The organism is Streptomyces sp. Ag109_O5-10, assembly GCF_900105755.1.
Lineage (GTDB): Bacteria > Actinomycetota > Actinomycetes > Streptomycetales > Streptomycetaceae > Streptomyces.
In genome coordinates this window covers 7,635,981-7,651,227 of record NZ_FNTQ01000001.1, presented here as the reverse complement: position 1 = coordinate 7,651,227, position 15,247 = coordinate 7,635,981, and the positions used below count along the sequence as shown (strand labels likewise).

The following is a 15,247-nucleotide window of genomic DNA, read 5'->3' as shown; positions in this document are numbered from 1 at the left end:
TACGCCGATGCCCTTCAGGGCGCCGCCGACGGGCCGACGTTCACGACCTCGCCGATCACGATGACCGCGGGCGGTTTCACCTCCTCCGCGCGGACCACCTCCGCCACCGTGGCGAGGGTCGCGTCGACCCGGCGTTGAGCGGCCGTCGTGCCCTCCTGGACCAGGGCTACCGGGGTTTGCGGGGACTTCCCGTGCGCGACCAGGGTCTCGGCGATCTTCCCGATCTTGTCGACGCCCATGAGGACGACGAGGGTCCCGGTCAGCTTCGCGAGGGACGGCCAGTCGGCCAGCGAGCGCTCGTCGTCCGGGGCGACGTGGCCGCTGACCACAGTGAACTCGTGTGCGACGCCCCGGTGGGTGACCGGGATGCCCGCGGCGGACGGTACGGAGATCGAGCTGGAGATGCCGGGGACGACCGTGCAGGGAATGCCGGCCTCGGCGAGCGCCTGGACCTCCTCCATGCCCCGGCCGAAGACGTAGGGGTCGCCGCCCTTCAGTCGTACGACCGACTTGCCCTGCTTGGCGTGTTCGATCAGGGCGTTGTTGATGGCCTCCTGGGCCATGTAGCGGCCGTACGGGATCTTCGCCGCGTCGATCACCTCCACGTGCGGCGGGAGTTCGGCGAGGAGGTCGCGGGGGCCGAGACGGTCGGCGATGACGACGTCGGCGGCGGCCAGCAGGCGCCGGCCGCGGACCGTGATCAGGTCGGGGTCGCCGGGGCCGCCGCCGACCAGGGCGACGCCGGGGGTGCGGGTGCGGTGGTGGGGGGCGACGAGGGTGCCGTCGCGCAGGCCCTCGACGACGGCGTCCCTGATGGCGGCGGTGTGGCGGGGGTCGCGGCCGCGCGCGTCGGTGGTGAGGACGGCGACCGTGACGCCCTCGCTGTGGCCGGTGGCCGGAGTCCAGGCGGTGGCCTGGTCGGCGTCGTCGGAACGCACGCACCAGACGCGGTGGCGCTCCGCTTCGGCGGAGGCGGCGGTGTTGGCGGCGGGGTCGCTGGTGGCGATCAGGGCGTACCAGGCTTCGCCGAGGTCGCCGTCCTGGTAAGGGCGCCTTTCCCAGGTGAGCTCGCCGGCGTCGGCCATCGCCTCGACGGAGGGGGTGACCTCGGGGGACACGAGGGTGATGTCGGCGCCGGCCGCGATGAGGGCGGGGAGACGGCGCTGGGCCACCTGGCCGCCGCCGAGGACGACCACGCGGCGGCCTGAGAGGCGGAGGCCTACGGGGTAGGCGGGGTGTTCGGCCATGAGGGGGGCGGCTCCCTGGTGGTGGCGGTGGCGCAATGCCCTGACGTGCGGATTTTACGGGGCGGGGGTTTTGCGCGGCGCAGGTGTCCGGTGGCTGGGCTGCATGGCCGGGTGCACGGCAGCGGGTGGTTGTGCCCACCCGTTCCGCCCCGGCGGAACGACTGCCCACAACCACCTGGTCGGCCGACAAGGAAACCAGCGCAACGGCCCCGCAGCCAACAGCCACCGCCGACAACCAGCAACCAGCAAAGCAGCCAGCAGCCAGCAGCCAGCAGCCAGCAGCCAGCAGCCAGCAGCCAGCAGCCAGCAGCCAAGGAAACCGACGCAGCCGCCTCGCGGCCACTGCCAACCAGTCCAGGCCACCGCTCCCGACTCCCGGCCTCGGCTCCCGGCAGTCGGCTCCCGGCTCCCGGCTCCCGGCGACCAGCCTCGGCTGCCGACGTCGGCCTCTGACGACCAGTCGCAGCCACCGGCCACCGGCTCCCGCTCCCGGCGACCAGCCTCCGCCCCCGGCAGTCGGCTGTCGGTCTCTGGCGGCCGGTTTCCGACCGCCGGATTCGGGCGGCCGGTGGTCGACCGACGGCGTCTGGCGACAGGCGTCCGGTGGACGGGCGTTGGTGACCCGCGGGCGACGGCAGGCCGCACGCGGTCGGTCAGCTGTCGTGGGAACGCCGTTCCTACTTCTCCGTGACGCCCGCCGAGTCGAAGGTCGCCACCTCGTGCATGGCCCTTGCCGTGCTCTGGACCAGGGGAAGGGCGAGCAGGGCGCCGGTGCCCTCGCCCAGCCGGAGGTCGAGGTCGACCAGGGGCCGCAGGCCCAGCTTGTTCAGGGCTGCGACGTGGCCGGGTTCCGCGCTGCGGTGACCGGCGATGCAGGCGGCGAGGACCTCGGGGGCGATGGCGCGGGCCACCAGTGCGGCGGCGCCGGCGCTGACGCCGTCCAGGATCACCGGCGTGCGCAGTGACGCGCCGCCCAGCAACAGGCCCACCATCGCCGCGTGTTCGAAACCGCCGATCGCGGCCAGGACGCCGATCGGGTCGGCCGGGTCCGGCTGGTGGAGTTCCAGGGCGCGGCGCACCACCTCGGTCTTGCGGGCGAGGGTATCGTCGTTGATGCCGGTGCCCCGGCCGGTGACCTCGGCGGGGTCGGCGCCGGTGAAGACGGAGATCAGGGCCGCGGACGCGGTCGTGTTCGCGATGCCCATCTCGCCGGTGAGGAGCGCCTTGTTGCCGGCGGCCACCAGGTCGCGGGCCGTCTCGATGCCCACCTCGATGGCCTGCTTGGCCTCCTCGCGGGTCATCGCGGGGCCGGTGGTCATGTCGGAGGTGCCCGTGCGGACCTTGCGGGGCAGCAGGCCCGGCGTGGCGGGCAGCTCGGCCGCGACGCCTACGTCGACCACGCAGACCTCGGCGCCCACCTGGCTCGCGAACGCGTTGCAGACCGCTCCCCCGCCGAGGAAGTTGGCCACCATCTGGGCGGTGACCTCCTGCGGCCAGGGGGTGACGCCCTGGGCGTGCACCCCGTGGTCGCCGGCGAAGATCGCGACGGCCGCGGGCTCCGGGATCGGCGGCGGGCACTGCCGGGACAGGCCGGAGAGCTGCGCTGAGATGATCTCCAGCATGCCGAGCGCGCCGGCCGGCTTGGTCATCCGCTTCTGCCGCTCCCACGCCTCGCCGAGCGCCTTGGCGTCCAGCGGGCGGACGCTGGCGACGGTCTCGGCGAGCAGGTCGTGCGGGTCCTCGCCCGGCAGGGCGCGACGGCCGTACGTCTCCTCGTGGACGACCCACGACAGCGGGCGCCGCTTGGACCAGCCGGCCTGCATCAGCTCGGGCTCGTCCGGGAACTCGTCGACGTAGCCCACGCACAGGTAGGCGATGACCTCGAGGTGCTCGGGCAGGCCGAGGGCGCGGACCATCTCGCGCTCGTCGAAGAAGCTGACCCAGCCGACACCGAGGCCCTCGGCGCGCGCGGCGAGCCAGAGGTTCTCGACGGCGAGGGCGGCGGAGTAGGGCGCCATCTGCGGCTGCGTGTGCCGGCCGAGGGTGTGGCGGCCGCCGCGGGTCGGGTCGGCGGTGACGACGATGTTCACCGGGGTGTCGAGGATGGCCTCGATCTTGAGTTCCTTGAACTGCTTCGCGCGGCCCTTGGGGAGGGACTTGGCGTAGGCGTCGCGCTGGCGCATGGCCAGTTCGTGCATCGAGCGGCGGGTGTCCGCCGAGCGGATGACGACGAAGTCCCAGGGCTGGGAGTGGCCTACGGAAGGCGCGGTGTGCGCGGCCTCCAGGACGCGCAGCAGCACCTCGTGCGGGATCGGGTCGCTGCGGAAGCCGTTGCGGATGTCACGGCGCTCGCGCATGACCTTGAGGACGGCCTCGCGCTCGGCGTCGTCGTAGGCGGGCGCGGCCGGGCCGGTGGACTGACGTGCTTCTGCCACGGGGGCCGTGCTCTCTTCCTGGTCGGCGGCCCTGGTGTCCAGGTCCTCCGCTTGCTGTACGACATCGGGGTGCTCCGGCAGCGGAGCGGGCTCGGCCTCACGCGGGGCGGGGACCGTCGCGGTCTGTTCGGGCGCTGCCGGTCCGCCCTGGTCCTGGCTGGGGAGGACCAGCGGGTGGGGCGGGGTGGGGGCGAGGTGCGGGGTGGTCGGCACCTGGCCGTCGACGGGGACGAACTCGCCGAGCGGCTGGTCCGCGGCCGGTTCCGCGGGGGCCTCCTCGGGGGCGGGCACCGAGCCCTGGGTCTGCGGGCCCGCGAGGGGGGCGTCGACCGGCTGGGCGAACTCGGCGAAGTGCGCCTCGGGGGTCTCGGACGGCGGCGGTACCACAGCGGCCACGGGTACGTCGGCCTCGGCGGGCGGGGTGACCTGCTCGCCCTCCTGGACGGCGGGCGTGAGGACCTCCGCAGGCTGGGACGGCTGGGGGATCTCGGCGGCGACGACGAGTGCGGGGGGCACCGGGGCGGACGCCTCGGCCGCGTACTCCTCGGGCTGCAGCGGCACGGCGGCCACCGGCTGGACGCCCTTTAGGGGTTCGGCAACGGCTGGCTCGGCCACGACCGGCTCTGCCACGACGGCCTCCACAGCCGGGACGGCCCCGGGCGCGACGGCCTCGGCAGCCGGGAGGGCCCCGGGCGCGGCGGCTTCCGACACGACGGCTTCCGGAGCGGCGGCGTCCGACACGACCGCCTCCGGTGCAACCCCCTCCGGTGCGACCGCCTCCGGTCCCACCGCCTCCGGTGCCGGACCCGGCTCGGGCACCCCGGCCTCCACGGCCTGCTCCGACCCCGCCGGCGCCACGGCCTGCTGCTCCGGCGCGGCCGCCAGGGCCTCGGCGGCCGTCTCCGGCTCCGCAGGCCGGTGCCCGGCCTGCTCTGGTACCGGCGGGACGCCGCCGTCCACGGCCGCGCCGGCGCCGGGAGCCTGACCGGTCTGCGGACCCACGGCCGCCACCGGAGCCGGCACCACCGGAGCCGCCTGCGCCGGCACCGCGTCCGGCCCGTGCGGAGCCTGCGGGACCTCGGCGGCTCCGGGAGCGTCCGGGAACTGCGGGACCTGCGCCGGCTGAGCACCGTCCGGCACCTCTACGGCCTGCGGCGCCGCCGGTACGGTCACCGGTTCGGCCACCGGCGCCGGAACGCCCCCGTCGACCTGCCGACCGACGCCGTACGGCTCGCCCGCGGTGCCCGTGGCCGTGGCGGCCGTGGTGAGGCGGGCGACGGCCGCCTGGGCGGCGCCGGCCTGGTCGGGAGTGCCGGGTTCATGGGCGGCCACGGGCTGCGGCTGCGGCTCGGGGGCCGCGGCGAAGGGAGCGGCCGCAGCGACGGGAGCGGCCGGGGCGGCGGGAGCCGCGACAGCGACCGGCTCCGGTGCCGTGCCGACCGGAGCAACCGTTTCGGCAGCCGGGGCCTGCGCGGCGACCTGTGCCACCGGAGCTGCCACCTGTGCCGCCTGCGGGACGGTCTGCGACGCCGTCTGAGGCGCCCCCCAGGGTGCGGCGGACGGCGGTACCGCCTCGTGGGGCGGCTGGACGTCGAGGTACTCGGGACCGGCCGCCGGTGCCCCCGGCTGCCGTACCGGTGCGCCGGTCGGGCCGCGGTCGGCGAGGGAGCGGACCGGGCTGGTGGAGGCGTCCGGGATCGGCGGGCCGAGGTGCAGCGGACGGCGCGCAACCGGGGCGGCCGCCGGGTCGTGCGGCACGGAGAGGATCGGGGACGCCGGTACCGAGCTGGGCAGCCGGACGGCGGTGAGGTCGACCGAGCCGCTGTCCCGGCCGCCCATCTCGTGCGGGCCGGGCTCGTGGACGGCCTCGACGACCGGCTCCGGGGCCGGCGGCGGCACTTCGTTCCCCCAGGCGCCCTGGGCGCCGGGGAGCAGCAGGTCCTCTTCGTCCTCGGCAGGCGACTCGGAGAGGTAGGTGTACGCGCCGTGCGCGGTGACGCCCGGCTGTTCCACCATGCCTGCGCTCTCCGGCAGTCCCTCGCCCGGGACCTGGCCGGTGTCCGTCATGCGTACCCCTCGCCCATCGGTTAGTGCCTTCTACGGCCAGCTCGCCCGGGACGGCGCACCGACCGCCCCGCAGTGAAGAACGAGCGTGCGTGCCCAGCGGCACGAACGACCCGCCGGAAAAGGCGACAAAGCCACTCACTGGCATTGTCCCGGCCGTTCGACCGTCGCGACAGCGTGATCCGCGACAGCCCGCTGTGGACTGCGCCACGTTGCGCGTCCCCGGTTATGCCGTACCACACCCGCCCCAAAAGAGGCGTGTTTTCCGGACATTGAGGAACAGATTTCCGGGCCACCGGTGCGGTGCAGCGATCGGCCAGCCTACCGCGCGCAGTATGACTACCGGATCACGGGGCACGCTCGGGCAGAACACCGCTGAGCAGGAACGCGACGTTCCGCTCGGTCTCCGTCCAGGCCCTGGTGTCGAGTTCGACGGACTGCAGCAGGGCGCACTCGACCTGGTATCCGTGCTCGGTCAGGTCTCGTCCGACGAGTTCGGCCGCGTCGCGGGTGGCGGCGTGGGTGACGATGCGCTGCGGGCGCCGGTCGGCGACCGCGTTCACCACCGCCGCTCCCCCGCCGCCGACCCGGACGACGTCGGGTTCGGGAAGGTTCTCCAGCACGTGCGGGGCAGCGCCGTTGACGATCTGGAGCTGGACACCGAACCTCCGGGCGGCCGCGTCGCTGCGCACGCAGGCCGCGAGGTCCCGGTCGACGGCGATGACGGCGGCCCCGGCGCGCGCGGCCTCCGTGGCGAACGCACCGCTGCCGCAGCCGATGTCCCAGACGAGGTCGCCGACCCGGGGCCCCAGCCGGGCGAGTTGGGCGGCCCGCAGCAGATCCGTTTCCCCTTCGCCGAGCGGGGCACCGTCGCCGTACTCCGCGTCGGGCAGCACCCAGCCGCGCGGGCCGGCGGCCGGATCGCGGCCGGCGATCCAGCCGCCGCCCTCGGGTGCCGGCACCGCTCCGGTCGTGCCGCCGATGACGATGACGACGTTGGGGTCGCGCCAGGCGTGGTCGGCGGCCTTGTCGGAGGTCACGACGTGGACCTGCTCGCGTTCGGTGCCGAGTTCCTCGCAGATGACGAAGGTGCGGTGGACGCCATCCATGAGGAGGCCGAGTTCGGCGGGCCCGGCGCCGGGCGAGGTGAGGACGGCGACCTTGGTGTGGGCGCGGCACACGTTCACCGCGCGTCGCAGGGTGCGCCGGTGTGCGACGACCACCTGTGCGTCGTCCCAGGGCATCCCGGCGCGGGCGAAGGCGGCGGCCACCGAGGAGACGGCGGGCACGACCTCGACCTCCAGGCCGAACTCGGGGGCGCGCAGGGTCCGTACCACGCCGAAGAAGCCGGGGTCGCCGTCGGCGAGCACCACGGCGGTGCCGCGGTGGCCGGCGATGCGGCGGGCGGCGAGGGCGACGCTGCCGAGGCGGATGCGTTCCGCGCCGGGCGGCACTTCGGGAAGGGCGAGATGGTGGGCCGCGCCCGCGACGAGCGTGGCGGCGCCGAGTGCGCCGCGCCCTGCGGCGGTCAGGGGCGAGCCGTCCCAGCCGATCACCGTGACCCGGTCGGCCATCGTCGTCAGTCTCCAGGGTTTTCGCAGGTCTGTGGGGTCCGGGCCCGGCGGACGGGCTCCGTGAGGGTACCTGGTGGAGGTGTACGGCGTGCGACGGGGTGAGTCCCGCCGCCGTCAGTTCCAGGAGGTGAAGCCGTCGCTGCCGGCGAGTTCCTCGCCCGCGCCCTCCAGGTCCTCCGGGAGCAGGCTCCACACGATGTAGTCGCTGCGCACGTCGGCCCAGGTGCCGTCCTCCGTGCGGACGTGGACTATGCAGGCATTGCGCAGCACGCCCTCGCTGATGCAGCCGATCTTCTGCGCCACCTGCTGTGCGGCGGCGTTGTCGGCGGCGGTGCGCAGTTCGATGCGCTCCAGCTTCTGGTCGCCGAGCAGCCACTGCGCGGTGGCGAGCGCGGCCTCGGAGGCGTAGCCCTCGCCCCGGGCCCAGGGGGCGATGATGTACGACAACTCGGTCGACCGGATGTGCCAGTTGGTCCTGGCGAGCCGGACGACGCCGACCAGGCGCTGGGTGAGGAACTCCGTGACGGCGAGGTCCAGGCCCCGGCCGGCGAGCCGTTCGGCCGGGGCGTGCTCGGTGATCCAGCGCCGGGCGGTGTCCTCGCCGTACGGCTGCGGGACGCTGGTCCAGGCCGCCACCTGCTCGTCGTTCATCATCTCGGCCAGCGCGGGCACGTCGTCCTCGTCGAGGGGACGCAGCACCAACCGCTCCGTGCTGATGGAGATGTTGGGGAAGGTGCTAGTCATGCGCCGCTCCGTAACCTTCGGAAATCCTTCAGGGCCTGCGAACTGCCCAGCATGCAGCATGAAACCACTGAACCGCACGACGGGGCCCACCCGTGGTGACCGAGTGGACCCCGTGCGTGGCGATACGCCGTATACGTGCCGTCAGAAGGACGGGATGACCGAGCCCTGGTACTTGTCCTCGATGAACTTCTTCACCTCGGGCGAGGTGAGCAGCTTGGCGAGCTTCTTCACCCGCGGGTCCTTCTCGTTGCCCTTCTTCACCGCGAGGAAGTTGCCGTACGGGCTGTTCTTCGCGGACTCCAGGACGAGGGCGTCCTTGGCGGGCTTGATGCCGGCCGAGATGGCGTAGTTGCCGTTGATGACCGCGGCGTCCACGTCGTCCAGGGACCGCGCGGTCTGGGCCGCCTCGACCTCCTTGAACTGGAGGTTCTTCGGGTTCTTGGCGATGTCCTGCGGGGTCGCCTCGCTGCCGGCGCCGTCCTTGAGGGTGATGAGGCCGTTGGCGGCGAGCAGCTTGAGGGCACGCGCCTCGTTCACGGCGTCGTTGGGGACGGCGATCGTCGCACCGCTCTTCAGCGCGTCGGCGCTCTTCACCTTGTGGGAGTAGAGGCCGAGCGGCTCCAGGTGGACCGTGACGATGGGCACGATGTGGGTGCCGCGCTTCTTGTTGAAGTCGTCGAGGTACGGCTTGTTCTGGAAGTAGTTGGCGTCCACCGAGCCGTCCTCGGTCGCCGTGTTCGGCGTGATGTAGTCGGTGAACTCCTTGACCTCCAGGTCGAGTCCGGCCTTCTTCGCCAGGTTGTCCTTGATGTAGTCGAGGATCTCGGCGTGCGGGGTCGGGCTCGCGGCGACGACCAGCGGTCCGCTGTAGTCGCCGGAGCCGGAGGCGGAGTCCTTGTCCGAGCCACAGGCGGTGAGCCCGAAGGTGAGGGCTCCGGCGGCGAGGACGGCGGTGGTGAGCTTGGCGGTGTTACGCACGAAAAGTGCCTTTCCTTAAGGGTGGAGCGGCCCCGCGGCGGGTGGTGCGGGGAGTTCTAAGGAGGGGTGGCTCAGACGGTCTTGCTCGTCGCGGTGGCCGCTTTGAGCAGCCGGAGCCTCGGCGCCGGGCCCGACTGACCGCCCCGGCGGTGCAGCGAGCGGGCCGCGTAGTCGCCGGCGAACTGGATGACCGAGATGACGACGGCGAGGATGGCGACCGTGATCCACATCAGTTCGGTCTCGAACCGCTGGTAGCCGTAGCGGATGGCGATGTCGCCCAGCCCGCCGGCGCCGACCGTGCCGGCCATGGCGGAGTAGCCGATGAGCGCGACGACCGTGGTCGTGGTGGAGGAGATGAGCGAGGGCAGCGACTCGGGCACGAGGACCTTCCGTACGACGGTCCAGGTGTTGCCGCCCATCGCCTGCACGGCCTCCACGAGCCCGCCGTCCACTTCGCGGACAGCCGTCTCGACGAGGCGCGCGAAGAACGGGATGGCGCCTATGGCGAGGGGCACGATGGCGGCCTCGCGGCCGATGGTCGTCCCCGTGATCCAGCGGGTGAAGTTCATCAGCGCGACCATCAGGATGATGAACGGCATCGAGCGGGCGACGTTCACGATCTGCCCGATGACCTTGTTGGCCAGCACGTTCTGGAGCAGGCCGCCCCGGTCGGTGAGGACGAGCAGGATGCCGAGCGGGAGGCCGCCGACGACGGCGATCAGCGTGGACCAGCCGACCATGTAGAGGGTGTCCCAACACGCCTGGGACAGCAGGGGCTGCATCTCGGACCAGGTCACTTGGCACCGTCCTTCACCAGCGCGGGCTCCTGGCCCAGTACGTCGATCTGCAGGCCCTGCTCGCGCAGGAAGCCGATGGGCACGACGTTGTCCTCGTAGCGGCCGGGCAGTTCGATGCGCATCCGGCCGACCTGGAGGCCGCCTACGGTGTCGATGGCGGCGCCGAGGATCGATATGTCGATGTTGTAGGTGCGGGAGAGCTGGGAGATGACCGGCTGGGTGGCGGCCTCGCCGTGGAAGGTGACGTCGAGGACGGTGCGGTCGTCGCCGGATGCCTCGCCGCCGACCGGGAAGAGCGCGGCGGCCAGTTCGGAGCCGGGGGCCGCGAGCAGTTCGCTGACGGTCCCGTGCTCGACGATGCGGCCGCGTTCCATCAGCGCCGCGGAGTCGCAGACGGCCTTCACGACGTCCATCTCGTGCGTGATGAGCAGGACGGTCAGGCCCAGTTGCCGGTTCAGGTCGCGCAGCAGCTGGAGGATGGAGCGGGTGGTCTCCGGGTCGAGGGCGCTGGTGGCCTCGTCGGAGAGCAGCACCTTGGGGTCGCCGGCCAGGGCGCGGGCGATGCCGACGCGCTGCTTCTGACCGCCGGAGAGCTGGGCGGGGTAGGCCTTCGCCTTGTCGGCGAGCCCGACGAGGTCGAGCAGCTCAAGAGCCTTCCGGGAACGTTCCTTCCCCGACGTGCCGAGGATTTCCAGCGGCAGCTCGACGTTGTCCTGGACGGTCCGGGAGGACAGCAGGTTGAAGTGCTGGAAGACCATGCCGATCCGGCTGCGCGCCTGCCGCAGCTCCCGGCCGGCCCGGGGGCCGCGTCCGGCGAGTGCGGTGAGGTCCTGTCCGTCGACCGTCACGGTGCCGCTGGTGGGGCGCTCCAGCAGGTTGACGCAGCGGATGAGCGAGGACTTGCCGGCGCCGGACTGTCCGATGACGCCGTACACCTCGCCTTCGCGGACGTGCAGGTCGACGCCGTCGAGGGCGGTGACCTCTCGGCCGCGGGTGCGGTAGACCTTGGTCAGGCCCGATGTGGTGATCACTGGGATTCCATCGCTGTCGAGTACGCGGGCGTGGGTGTGCCCTGGTACGGGAGGAAGAATGTGCGCGGGGCAGCCGGGTCACATACGGCTCAGGGCGTACGGACATACGGACAGGCCACGGCGGCTCGCTTCGGGGCGCGAGGCTCTGGGGTGGTGCGGGGGCCCTCTAGAAGGCGCACATTCGACACATACAACGAGCACCGGGCGTCATGGTCGCCTCGGTCGCAGGGGTGCGGTCGCTCGTCGTGGTCATGCGATCAGTAAACCAGACCTACGGTCCTGACAGGCCGCCGCTGTCCGCATGCTGGACAGCGGCGGACACGTTTCAGCCGCGGGGCGCTATCGCGACGCCGCGGTCGGTGACCAGCGCGGACAAGGCCGAGAGGTCCTTCACCACGAGGTCCGCGTCCAGCTCGTGCGCCTGGTGGGTTGTGGTCAACGCCACGGTGGTCATACCGGCCGCGCGGCCCGCCTGGAGGCCGGCGGGGGCGTCCTCGAAGACGACGCAGTGCGCCGGGTCGACGCCGAGCTGCCGGGCGGCGAGGAGGTACGGCTCGGGGTCGGGCTTGCCGCGGGTGATGTCGTCGGCGCAGACCAGCGTCTTCGGCCGGATCCCGACCGCCTCCAGGCGGGCCTCCGCGAGGCGGCGGGTGGCGGAGGTGACGACGGCCCAGCGGTCGGCGGGCAGCGAGTCCAGGAAGGCGGCGGTGCCGGGCAGCAGGTGGACGCCGTCATGGGGGACGTCCTCCACCTCCAGTTGTTCGACCCGGGCGACCGCTTCCGGCACGAGGTCCGGCGGGAGCAGGTCGGCGACGATGTCCGCGGCGGGCCGTCCGTGCAGTTCGACGCGGGTGAACTCCTCGGTCACGCCGTACTCCGCCGCCCAGCGGGTCCAGCAGCGGTCGACCGATGCGAGGGAGGACACGAGGGTGCCGTCGTTGTCGAACAGGAGGGCTTGTGCGTGGATCGTCATGGTCTCGACCCTACGGTGTACGGCAGGGGCGACGGCATCGGGCCGTTTCGGCCGTAATAAGGTCACCGCATGCTCAATGCCCTGCTGACGGTGACCGGAGTCGCCGCGCTGCTGCTCGCCGCGTGGTGCGGCTGGGCGGCGTACCGGGACCAGCCGACGAAGGACTGGCACTTCATCGGGATGGCCGTGGTGTCGGCGCTGGCGGTGATCCAGCTGATCGCCGGGATCGTGCTGTTGGCGCGGGGCGAGAAGCCGGACCAGGGGACGGTGATCTTCGTCGCCTATCTGCTGGGCGCGTTCGCGTGCGTGCCGGCCGCGGGGTTCATGTCGCTCGCCGAGCGGACCCGGTGGGGTTCCGTGACGGTCGCCGCGGGCGGTGTGGTGCTGGCCGTGCTGGAGGTGCGGCTCCATGACATCTGGGGAGGGTGAGATGACGGCCGTGGAAGAGAGGCCGAAGCGGCTGACCAGTGGGCCGGGGACGCTGCTGGTGTGGTTCTACGGCGTGATGGTAGTCGGGGCGGTGTCGCGATCTGCCTACCAGATCGCGACCGAGTTCGACCGGGCGCCGCTCGCGTACTCGTTGTCCGCCGTCGCCGGGGTGGTGTACGCCTTCATCACGTACACGCTGGTGCGGGGCGGCGAGACCGCGCGCAGGGTGGCGCAGGTGTGCTGCGCCGCCGAGTTGGCGGGGGTGCTGGTCGTGGGGACGTGGACCCTGGTCGACTCTTCCGCCTTCCCGGACGCGACCGTGTGGTCGGACTACGGGATGGGGTACGTGTTCATTCCCGTGCTGTTGCCGATCTCCGCCCTGTACTGGTTGCGGAAGGGCGCCCAGCGGGAAGCGGCTTGAGGAACCTGCGCGACTGCCGGTGCGTAGCGGCTGGTCGCGCAGTTCCTTCCCCAGCCTTCGGCCGGGAGTACCCCCAGCGCCCCTGGGTCAGTTGTCAGGCCGTAGTTGCATAAGTACTGGCCGGCTTTTCCAGGACGATCATCGGGACGCCGTCCGCGCCCTTGGAGGTGCCCACCGTCTCGTAGCCGACCCGGCGGTACAGGCGGAGGTTGCCCTCGCTGCGGTGGCCGGTGAAGAGGCGGAACCGCTTGGCGCCGCGCTGTTCGGCGAGCGCCTCCTCGGCCGCGCGCAGCAGGCGGGCGCCGATGCCGTGGCCCTGGAGACGGGGGTGGACGCAGAGTTTGCCGATGGCGGCGGCGCCGTCCTCGGTGACCGAGCCGCGGACCGAACCGACGACCTCCTCGCCGAGTCGGGCGACGAAGACGCAGTCGGTGGCGAGCTCCTGGCGGACCGAGTCGAGGCTCTGGACGAGCGGGTCGATCCGGTAGTTGCCGTACAGCGCCGCCTCACCCTGGAAGCACAGGTACTGGAGCCTGAAGATCTGCTCTGCATCCTGCTCGGTCGCCACCGAGATGGTCACGCTCATGCCCATGTGCGCACGCCTCCCGCTCACCTGATCGCCTGTCGTTCTCACTCCTATCCCCGCCCTTCGCGGGGCGCAACCTCCGGCGTCAACAATCGCCGCAGACAACCAAGACATCTGGAACGTTCCGGGCCGAGACTGCCCTGTGAGATACCCAACTCCCCCGCGATTTCCCGGTATGTCAGGTCCTTCGGTGAGAGCAGGGCCTGCAGGAGCCGGGGGCAGCGGCCGGGGAGGCGGGCGACGGCCTCGCGCACGGCGCGGTGGCGGGCGGTGGTGAGGACGCGTTGTTCGGGGGTGGGGGTGGTGGGGTCGGCCGGATCGGCGGTGTACGGGTGTTCCCGGCGGGCGGTACGGCGGGTGCGGCGGGACTCGGCTCGGACCGCCCTGCGCAGCCAGTCCTCCGGAGCCCTGGGCGGGCCGTGGGTCTCCAGGCGCTCCAGGAGGCGGACCCAGACGGTCTGCTCCAGGTCGCGCGGGTCGCTGCCGCAGGCATGCGCCTCGGCGGCGGCCTCGGCGGTGAGCAGCGGGCGCAGGGCGGCGACCAGGTCGTTCGTCATATGCGGAACGACGCGGCCGCCCCGGCACGGGTTGCCGGGGCGGCCGGGAGACACCCCGAACGGGGTGCGTCGGCTCAGCCGTTGACGAAGTCGGCGCGGGCCAGCAGGGCGGTGTCGGCGTTGTCGGTGAAGACACCGTCGATGCCGGTCTCGAAGTACTTCCGGAAGACCGGGAAGACGTTGCCGTAGGCGTCCGCGTCGCTGCCGACGCGGTAGGCCGGCGGCAGGAAGGGGTTCTCGTTGCGCATGGTGTACGGGTGCAGGATCAGACCCACCTTGTGCGCGTCCGCGACCAGCGTGCTCGGCGTGCTGAAGTTGCCGTTCGCGTCCTTCGGGATGATCAGGTCCACGGTCGGGCCGATGCCCTGCGCGTAACCGGCGATCTCCCGCAGGCCCTTCGGCGTGATCAGGTCGGCCACCGTGCGCGGGTCGCCCGTCGCGACGAAGTCGTAGGGCTGGGTGTTGGCGGCGGAGAGCAGCACGACCAGCGGGTTGTCTATCAGCTTGTTGAGGCGCTGGATGCTGGTCGGCTCGAAGGACTGGACGAGGACCGGCGAGTTCCGCTTGTCCTTGCCGTACTTGCGCAGCAGCTTGGCGATCCGCTCCTCGACGCCGAGGCCGAGCCTGCGGAAGTACGTGGGGTGCTTGGCCTCCGGGTAGATCCAGACCTGCTTGCCGCGCCTGCGGGTCTGCTCGTCCTGCCACTTGAGGACTTCCTCGAAGGTGGGGATCTCCCAGCGGCCGTTGTAGAGCATGTTGTGCGGGCGGTTGGCCGGGATGCGCTCGATCGCCCGCAGCGTCTTCAGCTCGGCGAGCGTGAAGTCCTCGGTGAACCAGCCGGTGGTGGGGACGCCGTCCAGCGTCTTGGTGGTCTTGCGGTCGGCGAACTCGGGATGGTCGGCGACGTTCGTGGTGCCGCCGATCTCCGGCTCGTGGCGGCAGACCAGGTGGCCGTCCTTGGTGGGGACGAGGTCGCCGGCCTCGACGATGTCGGCGCCGAGGTCCAGGGCGAGGTCGTAGGAGCCGAAGGTGTGCTCCGGGCGGTAGCCGCTGGTGCCGCGGTGGCCGATGATCGTCGGCTTCGGCAGGCTCTGCAGGCCGCCACCGTGACCGGCCTGACCGGCCTCGGCCGCCCTGGCCGCGCCCGGCAGTCCGAGGACCGCGCCCCCGGCGCCGAGCACCGCGGCGCCGAGCAGCGCCCGCCGTCCGGTCGTACCGTTCGTCCGCGTTCGCTCGTTCGAGTCATGCGCGTCCATGAGCGCCCTCCTGACCTTCGCCGTCTGATGCCGGCTGATCGTAGGACTGCACAGGTGACCGAAGGGAGGCCGCCGGCCCAACAGCCGGGTGACGCCGTATGGCTGATGGACGGCGGGTCATGACGGTCCGTCGGCGACATCCGTCACACCGCCCG

Annotated in this window: 13 protein-coding genes; 2 read left to right on the top strand and 11 right to left on the bottom strand. The window is 72.4% G+C overall.

Annotated elements, in window-relative coordinates; translation table 11 throughout:
* Positions 1–14: 14 nt before the first annotated feature.
* The 8 genes from cobA to BLW82_RS34835 all read right to left on the bottom strand — a co-directional run bounded on the left by cobA (position 15) and on the right by BLW82_RS34835 (position 11,843).
* Positions 15–1,247: a uroporphyrinogen-III C-methyltransferase gene (gene cobA, locus BLW82_RS34875; protein ID WP_093505267.1), complete on the bottom strand. Its 1,233-nt coding sequence runs from the start codon at positions 1,245–1,247 to the stop codon at positions 15–17.
* A 677-nt stretch (positions 1,248–1,924) separates the two neighbouring features.
* A complete protein-coding gene (gene cobT / locus BLW82_RS34865) occupies positions 1,925–5,749 on the bottom strand; it encodes a nicotinate-nucleotide--dimethylbenzimidazole phosphoribosyltransferase (RefSeq protein ID WP_093505263.1) in 3,825 nt (1,274 codons plus the stop codon).
* Between the two features lie 344 nt (positions 5,750–6,093).
* The gene (gene cbiE / locus BLW82_RS34860) at positions 6,094–7,320 is read right to left on the bottom strand and encodes a precorrin-6y C5,15-methyltransferase (decarboxylating) subunit CbiE (RefSeq protein ID WP_093505261.1); all 1,227 of its coding nucleotides are present in this window, start codon (positions 7,318–7,320) and stop codon (positions 6,094–6,096) included.
* A gap of 114 nt (positions 7,321–7,434) precedes the next feature.
* Entirely contained in the window at positions 7,435–8,064 is a 630-nt protein-coding gene (locus tag BLW82_RS34855) for a GNAT family N-acetyltransferase (RefSeq protein WP_093505259.1), read from the bottom strand.
* A gap of 141 nt (positions 8,065–8,205) precedes the next feature.
* Complete coding sequence (locus BLW82_RS34850) at positions 8,206–9,042, bottom strand: MetQ/NlpA family ABC transporter substrate-binding protein (RefSeq protein WP_093505257.1); 837 nt, start codon at positions 9,040–9,042, stop codon at positions 8,206–8,208.
* Positions 9,043–9,113: 71 nt separating this feature from the next.
* Positions 9,114–9,839 (bottom strand): methionine ABC transporter permease, encoded by a 726-nt coding sequence (locus BLW82_RS34845; RefSeq protein WP_093505255.1) that lies wholly within the window; start codon positions 9,837–9,839, stop codon positions 9,114–9,116.
* Entirely contained in the window at positions 9,836–10,870 is a 1,035-nt protein-coding gene (locus BLW82_RS34840) for a methionine ABC transporter ATP-binding protein (protein WP_093505253.1), read from the bottom strand. Before BLW82_RS34840 ends, BLW82_RS34845 begins: the two co-directional genes overlap by 4 nt.
* A gap of 325 nt (positions 10,871–11,195) precedes the next feature.
* Positions 11,196–11,843, bottom strand: a complete 648-nt coding sequence (locus tag BLW82_RS34835) for an HAD family hydrolase (protein WP_093505251.1) — start codon at positions 11,841–11,843, stop codon at positions 11,196–11,198.
* A 69-nt stretch (positions 11,844–11,912) separates the two neighbouring features.
* On the opposite strand from BLW82_RS34835, the gene BLW82_RS34830 reads away from it, so the two are divergent.
* On the top strand, positions 11,913–12,272 hold the full coding sequence (locus BLW82_RS34830; RefSeq protein WP_093505249.1) for a hypothetical protein: 360 nt from the start codon (positions 11,913–11,915) through the stop codon (positions 12,270–12,272).
* Complete coding sequence (locus BLW82_RS34825; RefSeq protein WP_256216050.1) at positions 12,253–12,693, top strand: hypothetical protein; 441 nt, start codon at positions 12,253–12,255, stop codon at positions 12,691–12,693. Before BLW82_RS34830 ends, BLW82_RS34825 begins: the two co-directional genes overlap by 20 nt.
* 94 nt (positions 12,694–12,787) lie before the next feature.
* On the opposite strand, the gene BLW82_RS34820 is transcribed toward BLW82_RS34825, so the two are convergent.
* From BLW82_RS34820 to BLW82_RS34810, 3 genes are all read right to left on the bottom strand, one after another.
* Complete coding sequence (locus BLW82_RS34820; RefSeq protein ID WP_093505245.1) at positions 12,788–13,285, bottom strand: GNAT family N-acetyltransferase; 498 nt, start codon at positions 13,283–13,285, stop codon at positions 12,788–12,790.
* A 44-nt stretch (positions 13,286–13,329) separates the two neighbouring features.
* On the bottom strand, positions 13,330–13,836 hold the full coding sequence (locus BLW82_RS34815; RefSeq protein ID WP_093505243.1) for an RNA polymerase sigma factor: 507 nt from the start codon (positions 13,834–13,836) through the stop codon (positions 13,330–13,332).
* Positions 13,837–13,910: 74 nt separating this feature from the next.
* Positions 13,911–15,092: a glycerophosphodiester phosphodiesterase gene (locus BLW82_RS34810; RefSeq protein WP_093505241.1), complete on the bottom strand. Its 1,182-nt coding sequence runs from the start codon at positions 15,090–15,092 to the stop codon at positions 13,911–13,913.
* Positions 15,093–15,247: the final 155 nt, after the last annotated feature.